Origin of the sequence: Streptomyces shenzhenensis, assembly GCF_021462265.1 — a bacterium.
In the GTDB taxonomy this organism is placed as follows: domain Bacteria; phylum Actinomycetota; class Actinomycetes; order Streptomycetales; family Streptomycetaceae; genus Streptomyces; species Streptomyces shenzhenensis.
The window spans coordinates 53699-71932 of the sequence record NZ_JAJONF010000035.1 but is presented as its reverse complement, the minus strand read 5'-3'; the positions used below and the strand labels follow the sequence as shown (position 1 = coordinate 71932).

The 18234-nt window shown below is 73.1% G+C and carries 20 protein-coding genes; 13 read left to right on the top strand and 7 right to left on the bottom strand.

Features of this window, described 5'->3' with window-relative positions:
• Genes LQ326_RS33880 through LQ326_RS33870 form a run of 3 tightly spaced genes read left to right on the top strand, consistent with a single transcriptional unit; the run spans position 1 to position 3042 of the window.
• Positions 1-816, top strand: a complete 816-nt coding sequence (locus tag LQ326_RS33880) for an alpha/beta fold hydrolase (protein WP_234542895.1) — start codon at positions 1-3, stop codon at positions 814-816.
• Complete coding sequence (locus tag LQ326_RS33875) at positions 813-2003, top strand: glycosyltransferase (RefSeq protein WP_234542894.1); 1191 nt, start codon at positions 813-815, stop codon at positions 2001-2003. Before LQ326_RS33880 ends, LQ326_RS33875 begins: the two co-directional genes overlap by 4 nt.
• Positions 1987-3042, top strand: a complete 1056-nt coding sequence (locus tag LQ326_RS33870) for a class I SAM-dependent methyltransferase (RefSeq protein WP_234542893.1) — start codon at positions 1987-1989, stop codon at positions 3040-3042. Before LQ326_RS33875 ends, LQ326_RS33870 begins: the two co-directional genes overlap by 17 nt.
• Before the next feature lie 16 nt (positions 3043-3058).
• Here the strand turns inward: LQ326_RS33870 and LQ326_RS33865 are convergent, their stop codons facing one another.
• Positions 3059-4084 (bottom strand): lysylphosphatidylglycerol synthase transmembrane domain-containing protein, encoded by a 1026-nt coding sequence (locus LQ326_RS33865; RefSeq protein WP_372497024.1) that lies wholly within the window; start codon positions 4082-4084, stop codon positions 3059-3061.
• Positions 4085-4285: 201 nt separating this feature from the next.
• On the opposite strand from LQ326_RS33865, the gene LQ326_RS33860 reads away from it, so the two are divergent.
• Positions 4286-4924 carry a DedA family protein gene (locus LQ326_RS33860; RefSeq protein ID WP_234542892.1) on the top strand — a complete coding sequence of 213 codons (639 nt, stop codon included), beginning with the start codon at positions 4286-4288 and terminating at the stop codon, positions 4922-4924.
• An 89-nt stretch (positions 4925-5013) separates the two neighbouring features.
• On the opposite strand, the gene LQ326_RS33855 is transcribed toward LQ326_RS33860, so the two are convergent.
• Positions 5014-5541, bottom strand: a complete 528-nt coding sequence (locus LQ326_RS33855) for a gamma carbonic anhydrase family protein (RefSeq protein WP_234542891.1) — start codon at positions 5539-5541, stop codon at positions 5014-5016.
• Between the two features lie 109 nt (positions 5542-5650).
• On the opposite strand from LQ326_RS33855, the gene LQ326_RS33850 reads away from it, so the two are divergent.
• The gene (locus LQ326_RS33850; RefSeq protein ID WP_234542890.1) at positions 5651-6415 is read left to right on the top strand and encodes an acyltransferase; all 765 of its coding nucleotides are present in this window, start codon (positions 5651-5653) and stop codon (positions 6413-6415) included.
• Positions 6416-6446: 31 nt separating this feature from the next.
• Here LQ326_RS33850 and LQ326_RS33845 read toward each other — a convergent pair whose 3' ends face one another.
• A complete protein-coding gene (locus tag LQ326_RS33845) occupies positions 6447-7304 on the bottom strand; it encodes a DMT family transporter (protein ID WP_234542889.1) in 858 nt (285 codons plus the stop codon).
• A 124-nt stretch (positions 7305-7428) separates the two neighbouring features.
• On the opposite strand from LQ326_RS33845, the gene LQ326_RS33840 reads away from it, so the two are divergent.
• Both LQ326_RS33840 and LQ326_RS33835 read left to right on the top strand, forming a co-directional pair.
• Positions 7429-8001, top strand: a complete 573-nt coding sequence (locus LQ326_RS33840) for an XRE family transcriptional regulator (protein WP_234542888.1) — start codon at positions 7429-7431, stop codon at positions 7999-8001.
• Positions 8002-8039: 38 nt separating this feature from the next.
• Positions 8040-8594, top strand: coding sequence for a YbaK/EbsC family protein (locus LQ326_RS33835; protein ID WP_234542887.1), 555 nt, complete (start codon positions 8040-8042; stop codon positions 8592-8594).
• Here the strand turns inward: LQ326_RS33835 and LQ326_RS33830 are convergent.
• Positions 8591-9856: a cation diffusion facilitator family transporter gene (locus LQ326_RS33830; protein ID WP_234542914.1), complete on the bottom strand. Its 1266-nt coding sequence runs from the start codon at positions 9854-9856 to the stop codon at positions 8591-8593. The two genes, LQ326_RS33835 and LQ326_RS33830, sit on opposite strands and share 4 nt — an antisense overlap.
• A 150-nt stretch (positions 9857-10006) precedes the next feature.
• Here LQ326_RS33830 and LQ326_RS33825 point away from each other — a divergent pair, with 150 nt between their 5' ends.
• Complete coding sequence (locus tag LQ326_RS33825; protein WP_234542886.1) at positions 10007-10372, top strand: ArsR/SmtB family transcription factor; 366 nt, start codon at positions 10007-10009, stop codon at positions 10370-10372.
• 48 nt (positions 10373-10420) lie between these two features.
• Here LQ326_RS33825 and LQ326_RS33820 read toward each other — a convergent pair whose 3' ends face one another.
• From LQ326_RS33820 to LQ326_RS33810, 3 genes are all read right to left on the bottom strand, one after another.
• Positions 10421-11644: a 4-hydroxybenzoate 3-monooxygenase gene (locus LQ326_RS33820; protein WP_234542885.1), complete on the bottom strand. Its 1224-nt coding sequence runs from the start codon at positions 11642-11644 to the stop codon at positions 10421-10423.
• 71 nt (positions 11645-11715) lie between these two features.
• Positions 11716-13353, bottom strand: coding sequence for an APC family permease (locus tag LQ326_RS33815; RefSeq protein WP_234542884.1), 1638 nt, complete (start codon positions 13351-13353; stop codon positions 11716-11718).
• A 229-nt stretch (positions 13354-13582) separates the two neighbouring features.
• A complete protein-coding gene (locus tag LQ326_RS33810; protein ID WP_234542883.1) occupies positions 13583-14008 on the bottom strand; it encodes a CoA-binding protein in 426 nt (141 codons plus the stop codon).
• A 205-nt stretch (positions 14009-14213) separates the two neighbouring features.
• Between LQ326_RS33810 and LQ326_RS33805 the strand changes: the two genes are divergently transcribed.
• The 5 genes from LQ326_RS33805 (at position 14214) to LQ326_RS33785 (ending at position 18136) form a co-directional block, all read left to right on the top strand.
• Positions 14214-14945 (top strand): hypothetical protein, encoded by a 732-nt coding sequence (locus tag LQ326_RS33805; protein WP_234542913.1) that lies wholly within the window; start codon positions 14214-14216, stop codon positions 14943-14945.
• A complete protein-coding gene (locus LQ326_RS33800; RefSeq protein WP_234542882.1) occupies positions 14942-15499 on the top strand; it encodes a SixA phosphatase family protein in 558 nt (185 codons plus the stop codon). Before LQ326_RS33805 ends, LQ326_RS33800 begins: the two co-directional genes overlap by 4 nt.
• A 26-nt stretch (positions 15500-15525) precedes the next feature.
• A complete protein-coding gene (locus LQ326_RS33795; protein WP_234542881.1) occupies positions 15526-16152 on the top strand; it encodes a YigZ family protein in 627 nt (208 codons plus the stop codon).
• Between the two features lie 302 nt (positions 16153-16454).
• Positions 16455-17381: a DUF6807 domain-containing protein gene (locus LQ326_RS33790; RefSeq protein WP_234542880.1), complete on the top strand. Its 927-nt coding sequence runs from the start codon at positions 16455-16457 to the stop codon at positions 17379-17381.
• Positions 17375-18136: a cupin domain-containing protein gene (locus LQ326_RS33785; RefSeq protein WP_234542879.1), complete on the top strand. Its 762-nt coding sequence runs from the start codon at positions 17375-17377 to the stop codon at positions 18134-18136. Before LQ326_RS33790 ends, LQ326_RS33785 begins: the two co-directional genes overlap by 7 nt.
• Positions 18137-18234 lie beyond the last annotated feature (98 nt).

Below are 18234 nucleotides of genomic sequence, written 5' to 3'. Positions count from 1 at the left end.
ATGGCGATCGTCGACACCGGGGACATCCGGCTGCACGTACAGCGAATGGGCCCGGCGGAGGGCCGTACCCCCCTCGCCACCGTGGTCCTGGTGCACGGGCTGCTCACCGACAGCCTGGCCAGCTACTACTTCACCGTGGCACCCGCGTTCGCCGCCTCCGGGCTCGACGTGGTCATGTACGACCTGCGCGGTCACGGCCGCAGCGGCCGTCCGGCCGGCGGCTACACCCTCGACCACAACATCGACGACCTGGAGGCCCTGCTCGACCGGCTGGCGATCACCGGCCCGGTCCACCTCGTCGGCAACTCCTACGGCGGCACCATCGCCTTCGGCTACGCGGCCCGCCACCCGGAGCGCACCGCCAGCCTGAGCCTGATCGAGTCCGAGCCGGCGACCGCCGCCTGGGCCGCGAAACTCGGCGGCATCCTGCACCGGGTCGTCACCGAACTCGCCCGCAACGAGCCGGAGGCGATCGCCTGGGTCACCGCCAACCACGGCCGCAACACCGCCCGGCTGGCCAGGGGCGCGGCCCGGCTGGTCCGCGAGACCAGCCTCGGCCGGGACATCCCGGCGAGCCGTGTCCTGACCGAGGACCAGATCAGCGTCGTACGCTGCCCGGTCCTCGGGGTGTACGGCGGTGACTCCGACATGGTCGAGGTGGTCCCGCTGAAGGAGACCCTGCTGGCGGACTACCGGTCGGTGGTGCTGCCCGGCCACGAGCACTCCGTGCTGGTCGAGGCGGCCGGCACGGTCGGCGGACACATCCTGGAGCTGATCCACTCGGTCAGCGGGGCGCGGGCGGCCGGGGTCCGGTGAGCGGCTTCCTGTTCGTCGTGCCGCCCCTGGTCGGGCACATCAACCCGGCCGTCGGTGTCGCGGCCGAGCTCGCCGCGCGCGGGCACCGGGTGGCCTGGGTCTGCGCGGACGCCGAGCTGGTGCGCCGGCTCGCGGGAGGGCAGGCACGGGTGTTCCGGTGCGCCGGGACCGCGGAGGGGGAGCGGCCCGCGGACCTGCGGGGCGCGGAGGCGCTGAAGTTCCTCTGGGAGTGGTTCCTGGTGCCCCTGGCGGACGCCATGGCGCCCGGTGTGCGGGCGGCCGTCGAGGACTTCCGCCCCGATGTGGTGGTCGCCGACCAGCAGGCCTTCGCCGGGGCCCTGGTGGCCGAGCGGCTCGGCCTGCCCTGGGCGACCTCCGCCACCACCTCGGCCGAGTTCGGCGGTGCCTACGACGGCATCCCCAAGGTCGCCGAGTGGCTCCGGGACCGGCTGGCCGAGCTGCGGGAGCGCATCGGCGACCCGGCGGCCACCGCCGACCCGCGCTTCTCGCCCCGGCTCACCCTCGCCTTCACCACACCCGAACTGGCGGGCCCCACCGACCGGCCGGCGGTCCGCTACGTGGGCCCGTCGATCTCCGAGCGACCGGTCGCCGACGGCTTCCCCTGGGAGTGGCTGGACCCGAGCCGGGAGCGGGTCCTCGTCTCCCTCGGCACCGCCAACGCGGACGTGGGCGGGCGGTTCCTCGCCGAGTGCGTGGCCGCCGTACGCGAACGGGCCCACCGGGTACAGGCGCTGGTGGCCGACCCCGGCGCCACGCTGCCCCCGGCGGCCGACGACAAGGACCTCCTGATCCTGCCCTCGCTGCCCCAGCTCCCGCTCCTGGAAAGGGTCGACGCGGTGGTCTGCCACGCCGGGCACAACACCGTGTGCGAGGCCCTGTGGCACGGCGTCCCGCTGGTCGTCGCTCCCATCCGCGACGACCAGCCGGTGATCGCCGGGCAGGTCGTCGACGCCGGGGCGGGCGTCCGGGTCAGGTTCGGCCGGGTCACCGCCTCCCGGCTGGGCGACGCCCTCGACACCGTCCTGTACGAACCCGGCCCGCGCGCCGCGGCGGCCAGGATCCGCACCGCGTTCCGCGCGGCAGGCGGCGCGCCGGCCGCCGCGACCCACCTGGAACGCCTCGCAGCCGACCCGCACGCAAGGAGAGCCGATGAGCAAGCAGAGTGAGATCGAGGCGTTGCGCTCCGCCTACCAGCGGGACCTCGCCGAAGGCACCGACCGCTTCTTCGAACCCCCGCGCACCACCTGCCCCTGGTGCCACTCCGGCCGGCTGACCACCCGGCTGCGCACCACCGACCTGCTCCAGCACAAGCCCGGCGCCTTCGTCCTCGACCGCTGCGGCGACTGCGGACACACCTTCCAGAACCCGCGCCTCAACGACACGGGCCTGGAGTTCTACTACCGCGACTTCTACGACGGCCTCGGCGAGCAGAAGATGAGCGGCACCTTCGGCGGCCGGACCAGGATGTACCAGGGCCGCGCCCGGTCCATGGTCCCGCACGACCCCACCCCCAAGAACTGGCTCGACGTCGGCACCGGACACGGCCACTTCTGCGAGGCGGCCCGCGAGGTGCTGCCGGGCACCGCCTTCGACGGCCTCGACTTCACCGACGGCGTCGAACTAGCCGCCCGCGAGGGCCGGGTGGAGCGCGCCTACCGGGGCGCCCTCCCGGACCTGGCCCCCGAACTCGCCGCCCGCTACGACGTCGTCAGCATGTTCCACTACCTGGAGCACAGCACCGACCCCGACCGCGAACTGCGCGCCGCCCACGAGACGGTACGCCCCGGCGGCCACCTCCTCATCGAGGTCCCCGACCCCGAGAGCCGCTACGCCCGGCTCCTCGGCCGCTGGTGGCTGCCCTGGCTGCAGCCGCAGCACCTGCACTTCATCCCGGTCGCCAACCTGCGCGAACGGCTCACCGGGCTGGGCTTCACGGTCGTCGCCGAAGAGCACGCGGAGGCCCACGACCCCGTCGACCTGCTGGCCGCCGTCTGGCTCGCCCTGGACCACACCGCCCCGCACGAGGACGCCCCCTGGCTTCCCCACCCGCCGGGCGCCCTCCAGAAGGCGCTCCGCGCCGCCCTGCTCCTCGCGGGGATCCCGGCTCTGATCGCCGGCACCCTCCTGGACCGCTTCGCCGTGCGGCCGCTCTCGCAGCGCCTGCGCCTCGCCAACGCCTACCGCATAGTCGCCCGCCGCGACTGACGACTCCGGGGACGCCTCACAGCGCCTTCGCGCGGATCAGCGCCGACAGCACCAGGGCGCCCGGCAGCAGCGGAACCCAGTCGGTCAGCACGCGGTAGCCGAGCACGGTCGCGGTGGCCACCGCCAGCGGGGCGCCGAACGCGGCCAGCGTCAACACCAGCGCCGCGTCCACCGCGACCCCGCCGGGCACCGGCACGGCACCCCCGGCGGTGCCCGCCGCCAGATAGGCGAGGGTCACGTCCGCCCACGGCAGCCCGAGCCCGAGCGCCTCCCCGGCGCAGGCCAGCACACTCGCCTGCACCAGCGGCATCGCGGTGGCCCCGCCCCACAGGGCCAGCACCCGGGAGGGCCGCGCGTGCACCGTCCGGGCATCGGTGAGCGCACAGCGCACCAGCCCCGTCACGGGCCGGCGCAGCGGTCGTACGACGGCCATCGCCACGCCCGCCAGGGCGAGGGCGGCGGCGACCGGGATCAGGACGACGCCGTCCGGTACCAGCTCGCCCAGCCGCCGCCACGCGGACGAGGACAGCAGGAACCCGATCAGCACGACCGTCTTGGCACCCGACCTGGCCACCGAGTACAGCGCGATCGAGGCGGTGGCCCGCTCCAGGGGGACGCCCCGGGTGCGCAGGAAACGTACGGTGACGGCGTGCGCGCCGAGCCCGGCGGGCAGCGCGTGGTTGGCGGCCCCGGCGGCGAACTGCGAGGCCAGCAGCAGTCCCGGCGGCAGCCGGTCGGGCACGGCGCCCTGCCGCATGCAGGAGGCCACCACCCAGGTCAGGCAGGTGCAGGCGCCGCCGGCCAGCAGCCACCCCGGTTCGGCGCGGGCGAGCCGGGTGACGCCCTCGTACAGCAGTGACTGGTTGGCCAGCCCCCAGACCGCGGCGACGAGCAGCGGGGACAGGCACAGGGCGAGCCGGAGCGGCCGGCCCGCCCGCGAGGGTGCCGGCAGCGGAGACACGGGCGTGCCGGAGCGGAGCGAGGGCTGCAAGGACGGCGAGGACGGCGAGGACAGTGACGGCAGTGACGGCAGTGAGGACACGGGGACGTTGTCCTTCCACAGGGGGCCCGTGGTGAGGAGCCGCGGGCGAGCGGGGCCGCCCGGGAGCCTTCCCGTCCCGAATGACACCCGGATGTCCGAAAACCTAAGGCAGGAGGGCGGTCCGGTGCCACGGACGATGCGGTACCCGGCCGACCCGGTAGCCTTCCTGGGGAAGGGCACGCGACAGGGGAGGTTCCAGCGGTGCACGTCCAGGAATGGCTCGACTCGGTACCGGCGGTCGCCGTCTACGCCGTGGTGGCGCTGGTCATCGGGCTGGAGAGCCTGGGCATCCCGCTGCCGGGCGAGATCGTCCTGGTCTCCGCCGCGCTGCTCTCCTCCCAGCACTCGGGCGTCAACCCGTTCGTCCTCGGCGCCTGCGCGACGGCCGGCGCGGTGATCGGCGACTCCATCGGCTACGCGATCGGCCGCAAGGGCGGCCGCCCGCTGCTCGCCTGGCTGGGCGGGAAGTTCCCGAGACACTTCAGCGAGGGGCACGTCGCCACCGCCGAGCGCTCCTTCGAGAAATGGGGCATGTGGGCGGTCTTCGTCGGCCGCTTCATCGCCCTCCTGCGCATCTTCGCGGGCCCGCTGGCCGGTGTCCTGCACATGCCGTACTGGAAGTTCCTGACCGCCAACCTCCTGGGCGGCATCTGCTGGGCGGGCGGTACCACCGCGGTCGTCTACTACGTCGGCATCGTGGCGGAGGACTGGCTGAAGAGGTTCTCGTACGTGGGCCTGGCGGCGGCGGTCCTCTTCGGCCTGGCGTCGATGCTGATCGTGAGGCGGAAGGCGAAGCAGGCGCAGCCGAAGGAGCCCGAGCCTGTCAGTGCCGGCGACTGAATGCTCTTTCGGGGGTGCGGGGCTGTATCGATGTCGGCTCCGCCGCGTGGGCGCGACAAGCCCCCACGCACCCGCACCCGCCACTGCACCTACTCATGCACCTCGCGATGCGCCTTCGCCAACTCCGCGTACAAGGTCCCGTTCAGGGTCACGCCCTCCCGCTCCTCCTGGCTGAGCTCGCGCCGCACCTTCGCGGGCACCCCCGCCACCAGCGACCCCGGCGGCACCACCATCCCCTGCGGCACCAACGCCTGCGCGGCCACCAGCGACCCCGCCCCGATCACGGCCCCGTTCAGCACGGTCGCCCCCATCCCGATCAGGCAGTCGTCCTCCACGGTCGCCCCGTGCACCACCGCGTTGTGCCCGATGGACACGCGCTCCCCGATACTCACCGGGAACCCGGGATCCGCGTGCAATGTCACATTGTCCTGGACGTTCGCCCGCGCCCCCACGACGATCCGCTCCACGTCCCCCCGCACCACCGCGCCGTACCAGACGCTCGCCCCGGCCTGCAGCGTCACGTCCCCGATCACCGAGGCCGTCGGCGCCACGAACACGTCGGCCCCGACCTTCGGTTCGCGCCCCCCGATCCCCACGACCAGCGCCTTGTGAGTCATCACCGTCTCCCGTCGTCGTCGATTCCCCGGAAACCTACGCCACCGGTTGGGGCGCAGATCACAGCAGCCCGCTCTCTTCCCGCCGGCGCCCGCTGAGTAGCGTGACTGCGTGCCGAAGCCCAAGAACACGTTCTCGTCCTGGCGTCACCGCCTCGCCCAACGCGCAGTGCACGCGGCCTGGGCCTGGGTGCAGCGCACGGGATCCGTCACGGCCGACCACCCCGGCCGCTTCCGGTTCGGCGCCCTCGGCGAGGCCACCCGCCTCGCCTTCCCGCTCGGCACGGTCTTCGGCGAACCGTGGATCCACCTCGGCTCGCACTGCATCGTCGGCGAACAGGTCACCCTCACCGCGGGCCTGATGCCCGACCTCGACCTCGGCCCCGACCCGATCCTGCGCATCGGCGACGGCGTGGTCCTCGGCCGCGGCAGCCACGTCATCGCCGACACGACGGTCACCATCGGCAGCGACTGCTACTTCGGCCCGTACGTCTACGTCACCTCCACCAACCACTCCTACGACGACCCGCACGAGCCCATCGGCAGACAGTGGCCCCGCATGGAGTCCGTGGAGATCGGGCCCGGCTGCTGGATCGGCACCGGCGCGGTGATCCTGCCGGGCGCGCGGATCGGCCGGAACGTGGTGGTGGCCGCCGGCGCGGTGGTCCGGGGCACGGTGCCCGACCATGCCGTGGTGGCCGGCGCGCCCGCCCGGGTCGTACGCCGCTGGACGCCCGAGACCGGCTGGCAGCCGCCGCTGCGCACGCCCCCGCCGGTGCCGATACCCGAGGGCACCACGCCGGAGCAGTTGCGCGCGCTGGCGGAGTTGGACGAGCAGGACGTGGCGCGGCTCGCCGCACTGGAGGCCGAGAGCTGAGCGGCCGGTGGCCGAGCCGCCGGCCGTCGGCTCAGCCGGTGGCCAGCAGCAGGGTCCCCACCAGCGCCAGCCCGGCGCCCGCCGCCTGGACCGCGCGCAGCCGTTCGCTGAGGAAGCCGCGGGCCGCGACCGCGGTGACCACCGGGTAGAGCGAGGCGAGCACCGCGGCGACGGTGACCGGACCGTGCTGGGCGGCGACCGAGTACGTGCCGTTGGCCGCGACGTCGGCGAGACCGACAGCGCCCAGCGCCGGGAGCGTGGACCAGGCGAAACCGCCCTCCGGCAGCGCGGGCGTGCCCCGGCGCGCGGACAGCCACAGGGCCGCGCCGCCCGTCACGACGCTGGTCAGCCGCTGTACGAAGAGGGCCAGGAAGAGGCCGGTGACCGTGGTGGACGCCTCGGTGATCAGCGCGAACACCGTGCCGAAGCCGGCCGCCGAGACCAGGGTGAGCAGGATCGTCCGGCGCTGCACGGGCGCGCCGCGCAACTGCGGGCCGCCGGCCAGGACGACCCCGGTGACGGCGACCGCGATGCCCGCGATCTGCAGCAGCCCCGGCCGCTCACCGAGAAAGAGCCCGACCCCGACCGGCACGGCGACGCTCAGCGTGGCCAGCGGGGAGACCACTCCCATCGGGCCGAGGGCGAGGGCCTCGTAGAAGGCGAACAGCGCGACCGGTCCGACCAGTCCCGCCGCGACGGCGAACCACAGCCGCGGTCCGGCCTCGCTCCACCCACCGGTGGCGACCACGATCACGCCCAGGACCGCCGCCGCCAGGCCCTGCGACACGACAACCACCGTGAGCGCCGGGGCGCGTCGCGTGAGCAGCCCGCCGCCGAAGTCGGCCAGTCCCCACAGGAGACTGGTGGTCAGGGCGAAGAATGCTGTCACGGCCCGCCTCGCAGTACAGTTCGGTGAACGATCAGGTGCATCCCACCGTAGTTCAGCGAGATGAACTTCGTCATTCAAAATATTGGACCGCAATGCTTTCAACGCCTGCCATGATGGACGGAACGTGTCGGACCTCGACCTGCTGACCCAGTCCCTGGCCCGCAACGTCAAGCACTGGCGGGCGGTGCGCGGGTTCACTCTGGACGTGCTCGCGGCGCGGGCGGGGGTGAGCCGCGGCATGCTGATCCAGATCGAGCAGGCCCGCACCAACCCGAGCATCGGCACGGTCGTCAAGATCGGTGACGCGCTCGGCATCAGCATCACCACCCTGCTCGACTACGAGCAGGGCCCGAAGGTCCAGATCGTCCCCGCCGACAAGGCGGTACGGCTGTGGCACACCGCGGCCGGCAGCTTCAACCGGCTCCTCGCCGGTACCGAGGCGCCCGGCCCGCTGGAGATGTGGGACTGGTATCTGATGCCGGGGGAGAGCAGCCCGTCGGAGCCCCACCCCGCCGGCACGGTGGAGATCGTCCACGTCACCGCCGGCGAGCTGACCCTCACCGTCGACGGCACCGAGTACCGCGTGCCGACGGGCGCCAGCGCCTCCTTCGAGGCCGACACGGCCCACGTCTACGGCAACACCGGGGACGTGCCGATGAAGATGGTGATGACGGTCTCCGTGCCGCCCGTGTCCTGAGCCCCGGTCCCCGCGGGCCGGGCTGTTAGCGTGCGGACATGCGCGCACCCATCGGAGACTTCGACACCGCTGTCCCCGCCCCCGACTGCCTCGACGAGCTGACCGCGCCGGTCGCCGACGTCGTACGCCACTGGACCGGCGCCGTACCCGCCGACCGGATCGTCTACGTCGAGACCGACCCGCGGTGGGCGGACACCGCGGTCTTCGTCGAGCACTACGGGCAGGACCTGCTGGAGCGGTCGGCCAACTGCGTGGTGGTGGCGGGACGGCGCGGCGGCGAGACCACCCTGGCGGCCTGTCTGGCGCTGTCCACGGCCAAGGTCGACGTCAACGGCCTGGTGCGCCGCCAACTCGGCGCCCGCAAGGCGTCCTTCGCCTCGATGGACACCGCGACCGGCGCGACCGGCATGGAGTACGGCGGCATCACCCCGATCGGACTCCCGCGCGACTGGCCGCTGTTGGTGGACTCCGCCGTGGTCGACCTGCCCTACGTCCTGGTCGGCAGCGGCCGCCGGCGCGGCAAACTCCTGGTCCCCGGAAAGGCGTTCGCCGAGCTGCCGGGCGCGGTGGTGCTGGAGGGGCTCGGCGGCTAGGACGGCGCGTGGGCGTGGTGCGCCAGCGCCAGATGCGGGTCCGCCTGGCCCGGAGCCGGCGCCGGATCCGCGTGCACCAGGGCCGCCGTCAGCCGCGGCACGGCGTGCAGCAGCGCGTGTTCCGCCGCCACGGCGATCCCGTGGGCCTGTCGCACGGTCGCCTCGCCGTCGACCACGACCGCCACCTCGGCCCGCAGCCGGTGCCCGATCCACCGCAGCCGCAGCTCGCCCACCGCACGCACCCCCGGCACCTCGCGCAGCGCCTGTTCGGCCCGGTCCGTCAACTCCGGGTCCACGGCGTCCATCACCCGGCGGAACACCTCGCGCGCCGCGTCCCGCAGCACCAGCGTGATCGCGGCGGTGATCGCCAACCCCACCAGCGGGTCGGCGAGTTGCCAGCCGAGCGCCGAGCCGCCGGCCCCCAGCAGCACGGCCAGCGAGGTGAATCCGTCGGTACGGGCGTGCAGCCCGTCGGCCACCAGCGCGGCCGAGCCGATCTCCCGGCCCACCCGGATCCGGTACCGGGCCACCCACTCGTTCCCCGCGAACCCGGCCAGCGCGGCCACCGCGACCGCCAGGAGGTGCGAGACGGGGCGCGGATCCAGCAGCCGGTCGACCGCGGTCCAGGCGGCGAAGACGGCCGACGCGGTGATCGTCAGCACGATCGCGATGCCCGCGAGGTCTTCGGCCCGCCCGTAGCCGTAGGTGAAGCGGCGGTTCGCCGCGCGACGCCCGAGCACGAAGGCGATGCCCAGCGGTACGGCGGTCAGCGCGTCCGCCGCGTTGTGCACCGTGTCCCCGAGCAGCGCGACGGAACCGGACAGGACCACCACGACCGCCTGCACGAGCGCCGTCGCGCCGAGCACGGCCAGCGAGACCCAGAGCGCCCGCATGCCCCGCGCCGAGGACTCCAGCGCGGGGTCGAGCTTGTCGGCCGTCTCGTGAGAGTGGGGGGTGAGGAGGTGCGTGAGGCGGTGGCGGAGACCGGCGGATGCGGAGTGCGCGTGACCGGAGGGGTGGCCGTGGCCGTGCGCGTGACCGGACGGGTGGCCGGGGTCGTGCTGGTGGTGGCTGTGCTCGTGGTCCTGGCCGTGGCCGTGTTCCTTGTCGTGGTCGGGCTCAGGGCCGTGTCCGTGGCCGTGCCCATGTTCATGGCTGTGGTCGCGGTCGGGCCCAGGGCCGTCGGTGGGCTTGCCGTGCCGGTCGAGGGGCGGGGTGTGCCCGCGAAGGTGATGGTCGTCCGCGGATGCGTGCCCGTGCAGGTGATGGTCGTCCGCGGATGCGTGCCCGTGCAGGTGACGGTCGTCCGCGGATGCGTGTTCGTGGTGGTGCCGGTCGCTCATGCGGCTCCCCTCTCCGGTGCGCTGGGCGCGGACATGGACATCGGGCGCCCATGACGCCATTATGTGCGTATGAGCGCACGCATGCACCTATCACCTGCGCATCATGCGCATCCGCGCACCCCCGGCGAGGAGCAGTTCGTGCTCGCGGCCGAGGTCCTCGCCCTGCTCGGCGACCGCACCCGGCTCACCCTGCTGCACGCGCTGACGGCGGGGGAGGCCGACGTCAGCACGCTCACCGAGGTGTGCGGGGCCGCGCGGCCCGCCGTCAGCCAGCATCTGGCCCGGCTGCGGCTCGCGGGGCTGGTGGGCACGCGCAAGGAGGGGCGCCGGGTGGTGTACTCGCTGCGCCACGGTCATCTGCGGCGCCTGGTCGACGAGGCGCTGAAGGTGGCGGACCACAGGCTGTCCGAGACCGCCACCGCGGCAGACGGCTGAGTGCCCACGACCCGCGCCGGAACCCCCGCGGCCGTCCCCGCGCGGTGTTCAGAAGGCGGCGGCCGTACCGAGGTACTGCTCGGCGAAGGCCGTCGCCGCCGCGCGCGAGGTGAACAGCCTGCGCAGCCGGGCCAGCGTGGTGCCCGCGAGGAACGGATCGCCGGAGGCCGTGCCGTGGTAGATGCCCGACAGGAACTGTGAGAACTCCTGGTAGTCCCAGACCCGGCGCAGGCAGGCGTGGGAGTAGCCCTCCAGGCCGGCGTCGTCGCCCTCCGTGGCGTGCGCGGTGATCGCGTCGCCCAGCAGGAAGGCGTCGTGCAGGGCGAGGTTCATGCCCTTGGCGGCGATCGGCGCGGTCAGGTGCCCGGCGTCCCCGGCCAGGAAGAGGCGGCCGTACACCATCGGTTCGACCACGTAGTCGTGCATGTCCAGCACGCGCTTCTCGATCAGCCGCCCCTCGGTGAGCGGCGGCGCCCCGGCCGCGCCGAGCCGCTCGCGCAACTCGTCCCAGACCCGGTCGTGCGACCAGTTCTCCGGATCGTCGCCCGGCGGGCACTGCAGGTAGTAGCGGGTGACCTCGGGGCTGCGCGCCATGTGCCCGGCGAAACCGTCCGGATGGACGCCGAAGACCACACAGTCCGAGGACGGCGGTGCCTCGGCGAGCAGGGCCAGCCACGCCACGCCGTAGTCCCGCCGGGCGACCCGCACCCGCCCGTCCGGTATCGCGTCCCGGGTCACCCCGCGCGCCCCGTCGCAGCCCGCGACGAACTCGCAGCGCAGAACGTGCCGTTGCCCGGTCCTCGGGTCGAGATACGATACGGCGGGCCGGTCGGTCTCCAGGTCGTGCAGCATGACGTCCCGCACCTCGAACCTGATGTCCCCGCCGCGCACGTCGGCGTACTCCCGCAGCAGGTCGGTCACCAGCAACGGTTGCGGGTAGACGTAGTGGTGACGTCCCGTCAGTTCGTGGTAGTCGAACCGGAACCGCTCACCGGCGAACCGGAACTCGCACACGCTGTGCGGCTCCGCCCGGGCCGCCAGGTTCTCACCCAGACCGCGCTCCCGGAGCCCGCGCACCGCCCATTCCTCGATGACCCCCGCCCGTGGCCGGGTCTCGACGAACTGCCTGCTCTCGGTCTCCAGGACCACGCAGTCCACGCCGGCGGCCCGCAGGATGTTCCCGACGGTCAGTCCGGCGGGCCCGGCGCCCACGACGACCACCGTACGGCGTTCTTCGGCGGGGGAGTTGCGGTGGGGGGAGGGGTGCGTCACCCCCGCATTATGACGGTGTGCCGTCAGCCACGGCGGCACTGCCGTGGCTGACGGACGCGGGTGCGGAGCGGTCAGTGCGCCGGGGCGTCCGTGACCGCGACCTCGTCGATGCTGCGCTCGATGTCGGCGGCCGTGGAAGCGGTCGCCTTGGCCCAGTAATAGACGCCGATCGAGAAGACGGCGACGACCAGGATGTCCCACCACAGCGCGATGTGGTTCTGGCCGCCGAAGCTGCCCTGCCAGGAGATCAGGCCCATGCCGATCAGATAGGCGGGCAGCCACTGGGCGGCCCGGAAGTCCAGCCGGGGCGCGTCCGGCAGGTTCTTGCTGTGGGCGTAGAAGGAGTAGCCGCCGAGCAGCAGGTAGCCGAGCACGATCGCGAGGCCGAGCCGCCACAGGATGTCCCAGCCGGACCAGTAGATGATCAGGTTGGCGACCACGAACGACAGCGGGGAGACCAGCTTGCCGAACGGCAGCCGGTAGGGCCGCTCGTGCTGCGGCAGCTTGTCGGCGAAGACGCCGTACGCCAGCGGCGCGCCGGCGTACATCAGCACGCTCGCCGAGGTGATGAAGCCGACCAGCTGCTGCCAGCTCGGGAAGGGCAGGAAGCAGACGACGCCCGTCACGAAGGACATGATGAGGCCGAACCACGGCACACCGCGGGCGTCGGTCCGGGTGAAGGCCTTCGGCGCATAGCCGTTCTTCGCCAGACCATAGGAGACGCGCGAGGTGGCGGTGGTGTAGATGAGGCCGGTGCCGCCGGGGGAGATGATCGCGTCCAGGTAGAGGACCACGGCCAGCCAGCCGAGGCCCACCAGGGTGGCGAGACCGGCCCACGGGCCACTGATGCCCTTGTAGTACAGGTGACCCCAGCCGTGCGCGAAGGAGGTGTGCGGCAGCGCGGCGATGAACACCACCTGGAGCAGGACATAGATGACGGCACCGATCGCGACCGAGCCGAGTGTGGCGCGCGGCAGGTCCTTCTTCGGGTTGCGGCTCTCGCCCGCCAGCTGGATCGCCTGCTCGAAGCCGAGCAGCGCGAAGATGATGCCGCTGGTGCTGATCGCGGCCAGTACGCCCTTGGCACCGAAGGGCGCGAAGCCCTCCGAGTGGAAGTTGGACGGGTGGAAGTTGCCGATCGCGATGATGAAGATCGCGGCCAGCGGTACCGCGATCTTCCACCAGGTCGCCGCGCTGTTGGTGTGCGCGAGCACCCGGACGCCGAAGAAGTTGACGCCGACGAACAGGGCCATGAGCACGACGGCCACCAGCAGGCCGCTCGCGGTCAGGGTGCCGTCGGCGTGTTCGAGGTGCTGGGCCCACTTCCAGTGACCGGCGTAACCGATCATGGCCTCGACCTCGATCGGGGCCACGGTCGCCGCCTGCAGCCAGGAGAACCAGCCGAAGGACATGCCGGCCAGGCCGCCGAACGCGTAGTGCGGGTAGCGGGCCGTACCGCCCGCGACCGGGAACATGCCGCCGAGTTCGGCGTGCACCAGTGCCAGCAGCACGATCGCGACCGCGCCGATCACCCACGAGATGATCGCCGCGGGGCCGGCCACACCGACCGCCTTCTCGGCGCCGTACAGCCAGCCGGAGCCGATGATCGAGCCCACGGAGGCCCACATCAGGCCGATCAGGCCGACGTCCCGCCTCAGACCGCCCGAAGGTGTGGTGTCCTCCGACGCGGCTTTCTCGACACTCACCATGTCAAGTGGCCTCTCACTTTCTGAACGCGGATTTAACGAACAAGAGGCCACAAGGTAAGGGCGCGCATCACAAGCGGAGAAGAGCGTTTCCCAAGATTTGACCCTCGATCTTTCCTGTCTTGGCCAAAGCTTTTGCACAGGTCAGCGAGGGTCACGGAATGTCCCTATTCAGTTGTGATATGTGAGAAGAGGGTAAGACAGGCAAGCTCAGATCTTCCTCAAATCCGGCTCAGTTCCGGCTCCGTTCCGGGCCCAGGCGAGGAATTTCGATGGCCGGGCAGCGGTCCATGACCATGTCCAGTCCCGCGGCCCGCACCCGCTCGTACGCCGCCTCGTCGACCACCCCGAGCTGGAACCACACGGCCTTCGCGCCCTTCGCCACCGCCTCGTCCGCGACCGGCCCGGCCAGCTCGCTGTTGACGAAGACGTCGACCACGTCGACGGCGAAGGGAATCTCCGAGAGGGACGCGTAGCCCCGCTCGCCGTGGACCGTCTCCGCCTTGGGGTGGACCGGCACGATCCGCTTGCCGAACCGCTGCAGCGTCTGAGCCACCCGGTACGCCGCCCGTTCCCGGTTGGACGACAGGCCCACCACCGCCCAGGTGTCCCCCGTCCCGGTCAGAATCCTGCGGATCGTCGCTTCATCGCCGTACATCGTCGGCCTCCTCGGCTCGGGGATCATCCGCCGTCGCCAACAGTGACCACCGGACCCTGATTCCCCGGCCCCGAGCGGGTCCGCGCGGCAGCGCCGGAACGGTCCGCGCGGCAGGAGAGGCCGCATGTCCCGCATGTCCCGCCACGGTGACCTGAATCATCGCAAGGTGCCTGCGTACGGCCCGCCGCACGCCTACGCTCAGCCCGTGCTCCGCATCCTCGACGCCAAGACCGGTGAGACCGTCCCCGCCGTCTCCGCCCGCCGTGCCCTGACCCGTGTCCAGGCGCATGCCTCCGGGTACGACCTGACGGCGCTGCGGGTCCTGCTGACCAGCGACCTCCTGCTGCGCGCGCTGGAACTCGGCGGCACCCCGGTCCTGCCCCTGCTCACCGCCGACCGCCACCAGGCGGAACTGCACGCCGCCGCCACCACCCTCGGCATCCGCCCCTTCGAGGACGGCCGCGACCTGGCCGCGGGACTGGGCGAGGCACAGGTCGTCCATGTCACGGCCACGGGCCTTGCCGTGCCCGGCACCGGCGTGACCGTCGCCGTAGCCCCCGCCGACGGCTCCGACGCCGCCGTCCTCCACACGCTCGCCGACCCCGCCGCACTGCGGCTCGCCCTCCTCGACGCACCGCGCGGCGCGGCCGTGCACCTCGGGGCCGGCGCCCTCAACGCGGCGGGCCGGCGGCTCGGCAGGCTGCGGCAGTCGGTGGCGCACTGGGCGCGCAGCCCCTCACGGCCGGTGCCCGAGAAAGTGCGGGGACGGCTCCGGGACGCCTGGGAGGACGACCTCGACGTGCCCGCGGTGCTCGGCGTGCTGCGCTGGATGGAGAACCAGCCCGAGATCCCCGACGGCGCCCGCTTCGAGACCTGCGCCTACGCCGACCGGCTGCTCGCCCTCGACCTCGTCCGCGACATCGGGCGGGCGCCGTGATCACCCGGGCGGGCACGGGACCGCTGCGCCGCCTGGTCGTCCTGCGGCACGCCAAGTCGGCCTGGCCCGAGGGCGTCCCGGACCACCTGCGCCCGCTCGCGGGCCGCGGCCGCCGCGACGCCCCCGCCGCCGGTCACGCCCTCGCCGTGTCCGACTGCCTGCCCGACCTCGCGGTGTGCTCCACCGCGCTACGCGCCCGGCAGACCTGGGAGCTGGCCTCCGGCCAGTGGGGCACGCCGCCGCCGGTGCGCTACGACCGGCGGGTGTACGCGGCCGGCGTACCCGACCTGCTGGAGGTCGTGCGCGAGGTGCCGGCCGAGGTGGAGACGCTGCTGCTGGTCGGGCACAACCCGGGCCTGGAGGAACTCGTCCTCCACCTCGCGGGCGACGGCCTCGACGACACCCTGGAGCGGGTCCGCGAGAAGTTCCCGACGTCCGCGATCGCCGTCCTGGCCTGGCACGGCACGACATGGGCGGCCCTCGCCCCGGGGGCGGCGCTGCTCACGGAGGTGACGGTGGCCCGGGGGCGGAAGAAGCAGCGGCGCGAGGAGTAGCGCACGAGGCCGCATAGGCTGGGCGGATGCAGGACGAGTACCGCACCGTCGCCCGCGCGGGCACACACGAGACCGAGGTCAACCGCTCCCGCTTCCGGTGCGCCCTCGCCCCGGCCGCCACCGAGCAGGAGGCCCAGGACTTCGTCGCCGCGGTGCGCAGGGAACACGCCGACGCCACCCACAACTGCTGGGCCTACGTCATCGGAGCCGACGCGGCCGTCCAGCGGGCCAGCGACGACGGCGAGCCGGGCGGCACCGCCGGCGTCCCCATGCTCCAGATGCTGCTGCGCCGGGACATGCGGTACGTCGTCGCCGTCGTCACCCGCTACTACGGCGGCGTCAAGCTCGGTGCCGGCGGGCTGATCCGTGCCTACGGCGGTGCGGTCGGTGAGGCCCTGGACGCCGTCGGCACCCGCACCCGCCGCCGCTTCCGGCTGGCCACGGTGACCGTCGACCACCAGCGGGCCGGGAAGGTCCAGAACGACCTGCGCTCCACCGGCCGCGAGGTCCGCGACGTCCGCTACGGCGAGGCCGTCACTATGGAGATCGCCCTGCCGGACGCCGACGTGGCCGCCTTCCGCGCCTGGCTCGCCGACGCGACGGCGGGCACGGCGGCCCTGGAACTGGGCGGCGAGGCGTACGGGGACGCGTGAGGACTGACGACCGGGACAGGGGCCGAGGCGCACCGCGCACCGACTCCGCCGCCCTCCAACACCTGGGCTTCGGGAACGGCGGGGCGGGCCGGACCTCCGGCCCGGCCGACGTCGACGGGCACCGGACGGCGGCACCGGCACCGCGACGAGACCGCCCTCTCTCCGCCGTCGCTGCGCGGGGGGTTGTCCTGACATTCCGCCCGATCTAGGGTTCCCCCGAGGGCAAGCGCTTTCTCCGCGACGAGATCCCACGCCGCCACGCACGGCGACGACCCCCACCGGGCCCCCACCGAGGAGCGCGCATGAGCATCCGCGTCAGCCACGTCCACGGCGAGCACATCGCGGTCGCCGCAGCGGACGGCACCGAGATCCTGCGGTACGTCTACCGTCCCGACCCCGAGGCCTACGAGGCGCGCAAGCCGTACGCCCACCCGGTGCGCACCCTCGCGGGCCGCACCGTCACCGGCTACCGGCCGAACGACCACCGCTGGCACAAAGGCCTCCAGATGACGGCCAGCCATCTGTCCGGACAGAACTTCTGGGGCGGCAACTCCTACGTGCACGGCCGGGGTTACCAGGTGCTGCCGGAGCGGGTCGGCTCGATGCGGCACGACGGCTTCTCCGAGTTCGCCGTCGCGGACGACCGGTTCTCCTTCACCGAGCGGCTGACCTGGGTGGAGAACGGCGGCGCGGAGTGGGCGCGGGAGGTGCGCGGGCTCACCGTGCACTCCGTCGACGAACGGGCCGGTGCCTGGGCGCTCGACTGGTCGATCCACCTCACCAACATCCGTGCCGAGCCCCTGACCTTCGGTTCCCCCACCACCGAAGGCCGTGAGATGGCCGGATACACCGGCCTGCAGTGGCGCGGCCCCCGTGATTTCACCGGCGGCACCGTGTTCGGCCCGGACACCGTCACCGGAGCCGGGAAGCTGATGGGCACCCAGGGCCCCTGGCTCGCCTACACCGCCGAGCACGACGAGGTGGACGGGCACTCCACGATCGTCTTCGCCCACGCGCCCGAGAACCTCGACGCGCGGACGGCGATCCACCCGTCGCACTGGTTCGTGCGCGCGGAACCGATCCCCACGGCCGCGTTCTCCTGGGCGTTCTTCGACGAGTTCAACCTGCCGTCCGGCGAGTCCTTCGCCTACCGCTACCGGATCGTCCTCGCCGACGGTGCCTGGGACGCGGACCGGGTCGCCGCGCACCTGGGAGGCCTGCCGTGGTGAACCCGCCCGAGACCGTCCTGCCCCACCCCCTCCCCGGTGCCATCGGCCTGTCCCACCTCAGCGCCTACGAGTGGGAGGCCGCCGACGGCGTCTGCGGCGGCAGTCCGCATCTGCACCTGGTCTGCACGGAGGCCTACGTCGTCACCGGCGGCCGGGGTGCCGTGCAGACGCTCAGCCCGGACGGCTACCGGGACATCCCGCTGGAGCCCGGATCCGTGGCCTGGTTCACCCCGGGCACCGTGCACCGCATGGTGCAGGGCGGTGACCTGCGCATCACCGTGCTGATGCAGAACAGCGGGCTGCCGGAGGCCGGGGACGCGGTCTTCACCTTCCCGCCCGCCGTCCTCGCCGACCCCGAACGGTACGCGGCCCTGGCGACCTTGCCCTCCGGTACGGGGGCCGAGGTGGAACAGGCCGCCCGAAGGCGCCGGGACCTCGCCGTCGAGGGCTACCTCGGCCTGCGCGAGGCGCTGGTCGCCGGGGACAGCGGCCCGTACACCGAGTTCCAGCGGGCCGCCGCCCGGCTGGTGCGCGAGAAGGTGCCGCGTTGGCGCGAGCTGTGGCGGGCCGGGGCACTGGCCGCCGCCGAGCGCACCGGTGCCCAGCTCGACGCGCTGCTGGCCGGTCAGCCGTCGTACCTGGGCGAGGCGACCGCGTACGAGACCGCGCCCACGCGGCTCGGCGGCTTCGGGATGTGCGGCCGCCGCGACGAGTACAGCCTGCCGGGGACGACGCTCCCGTACGGCGGCGAGTAGCGTGCCTGTGCCTGTGCCTGTGCCTGTGCCTGTGCCTGTGCCCGTGCCAGGGACGGCCGGTCCGGCCTCGACCGGGCCGCCGGTCGACGCGTAGAAGG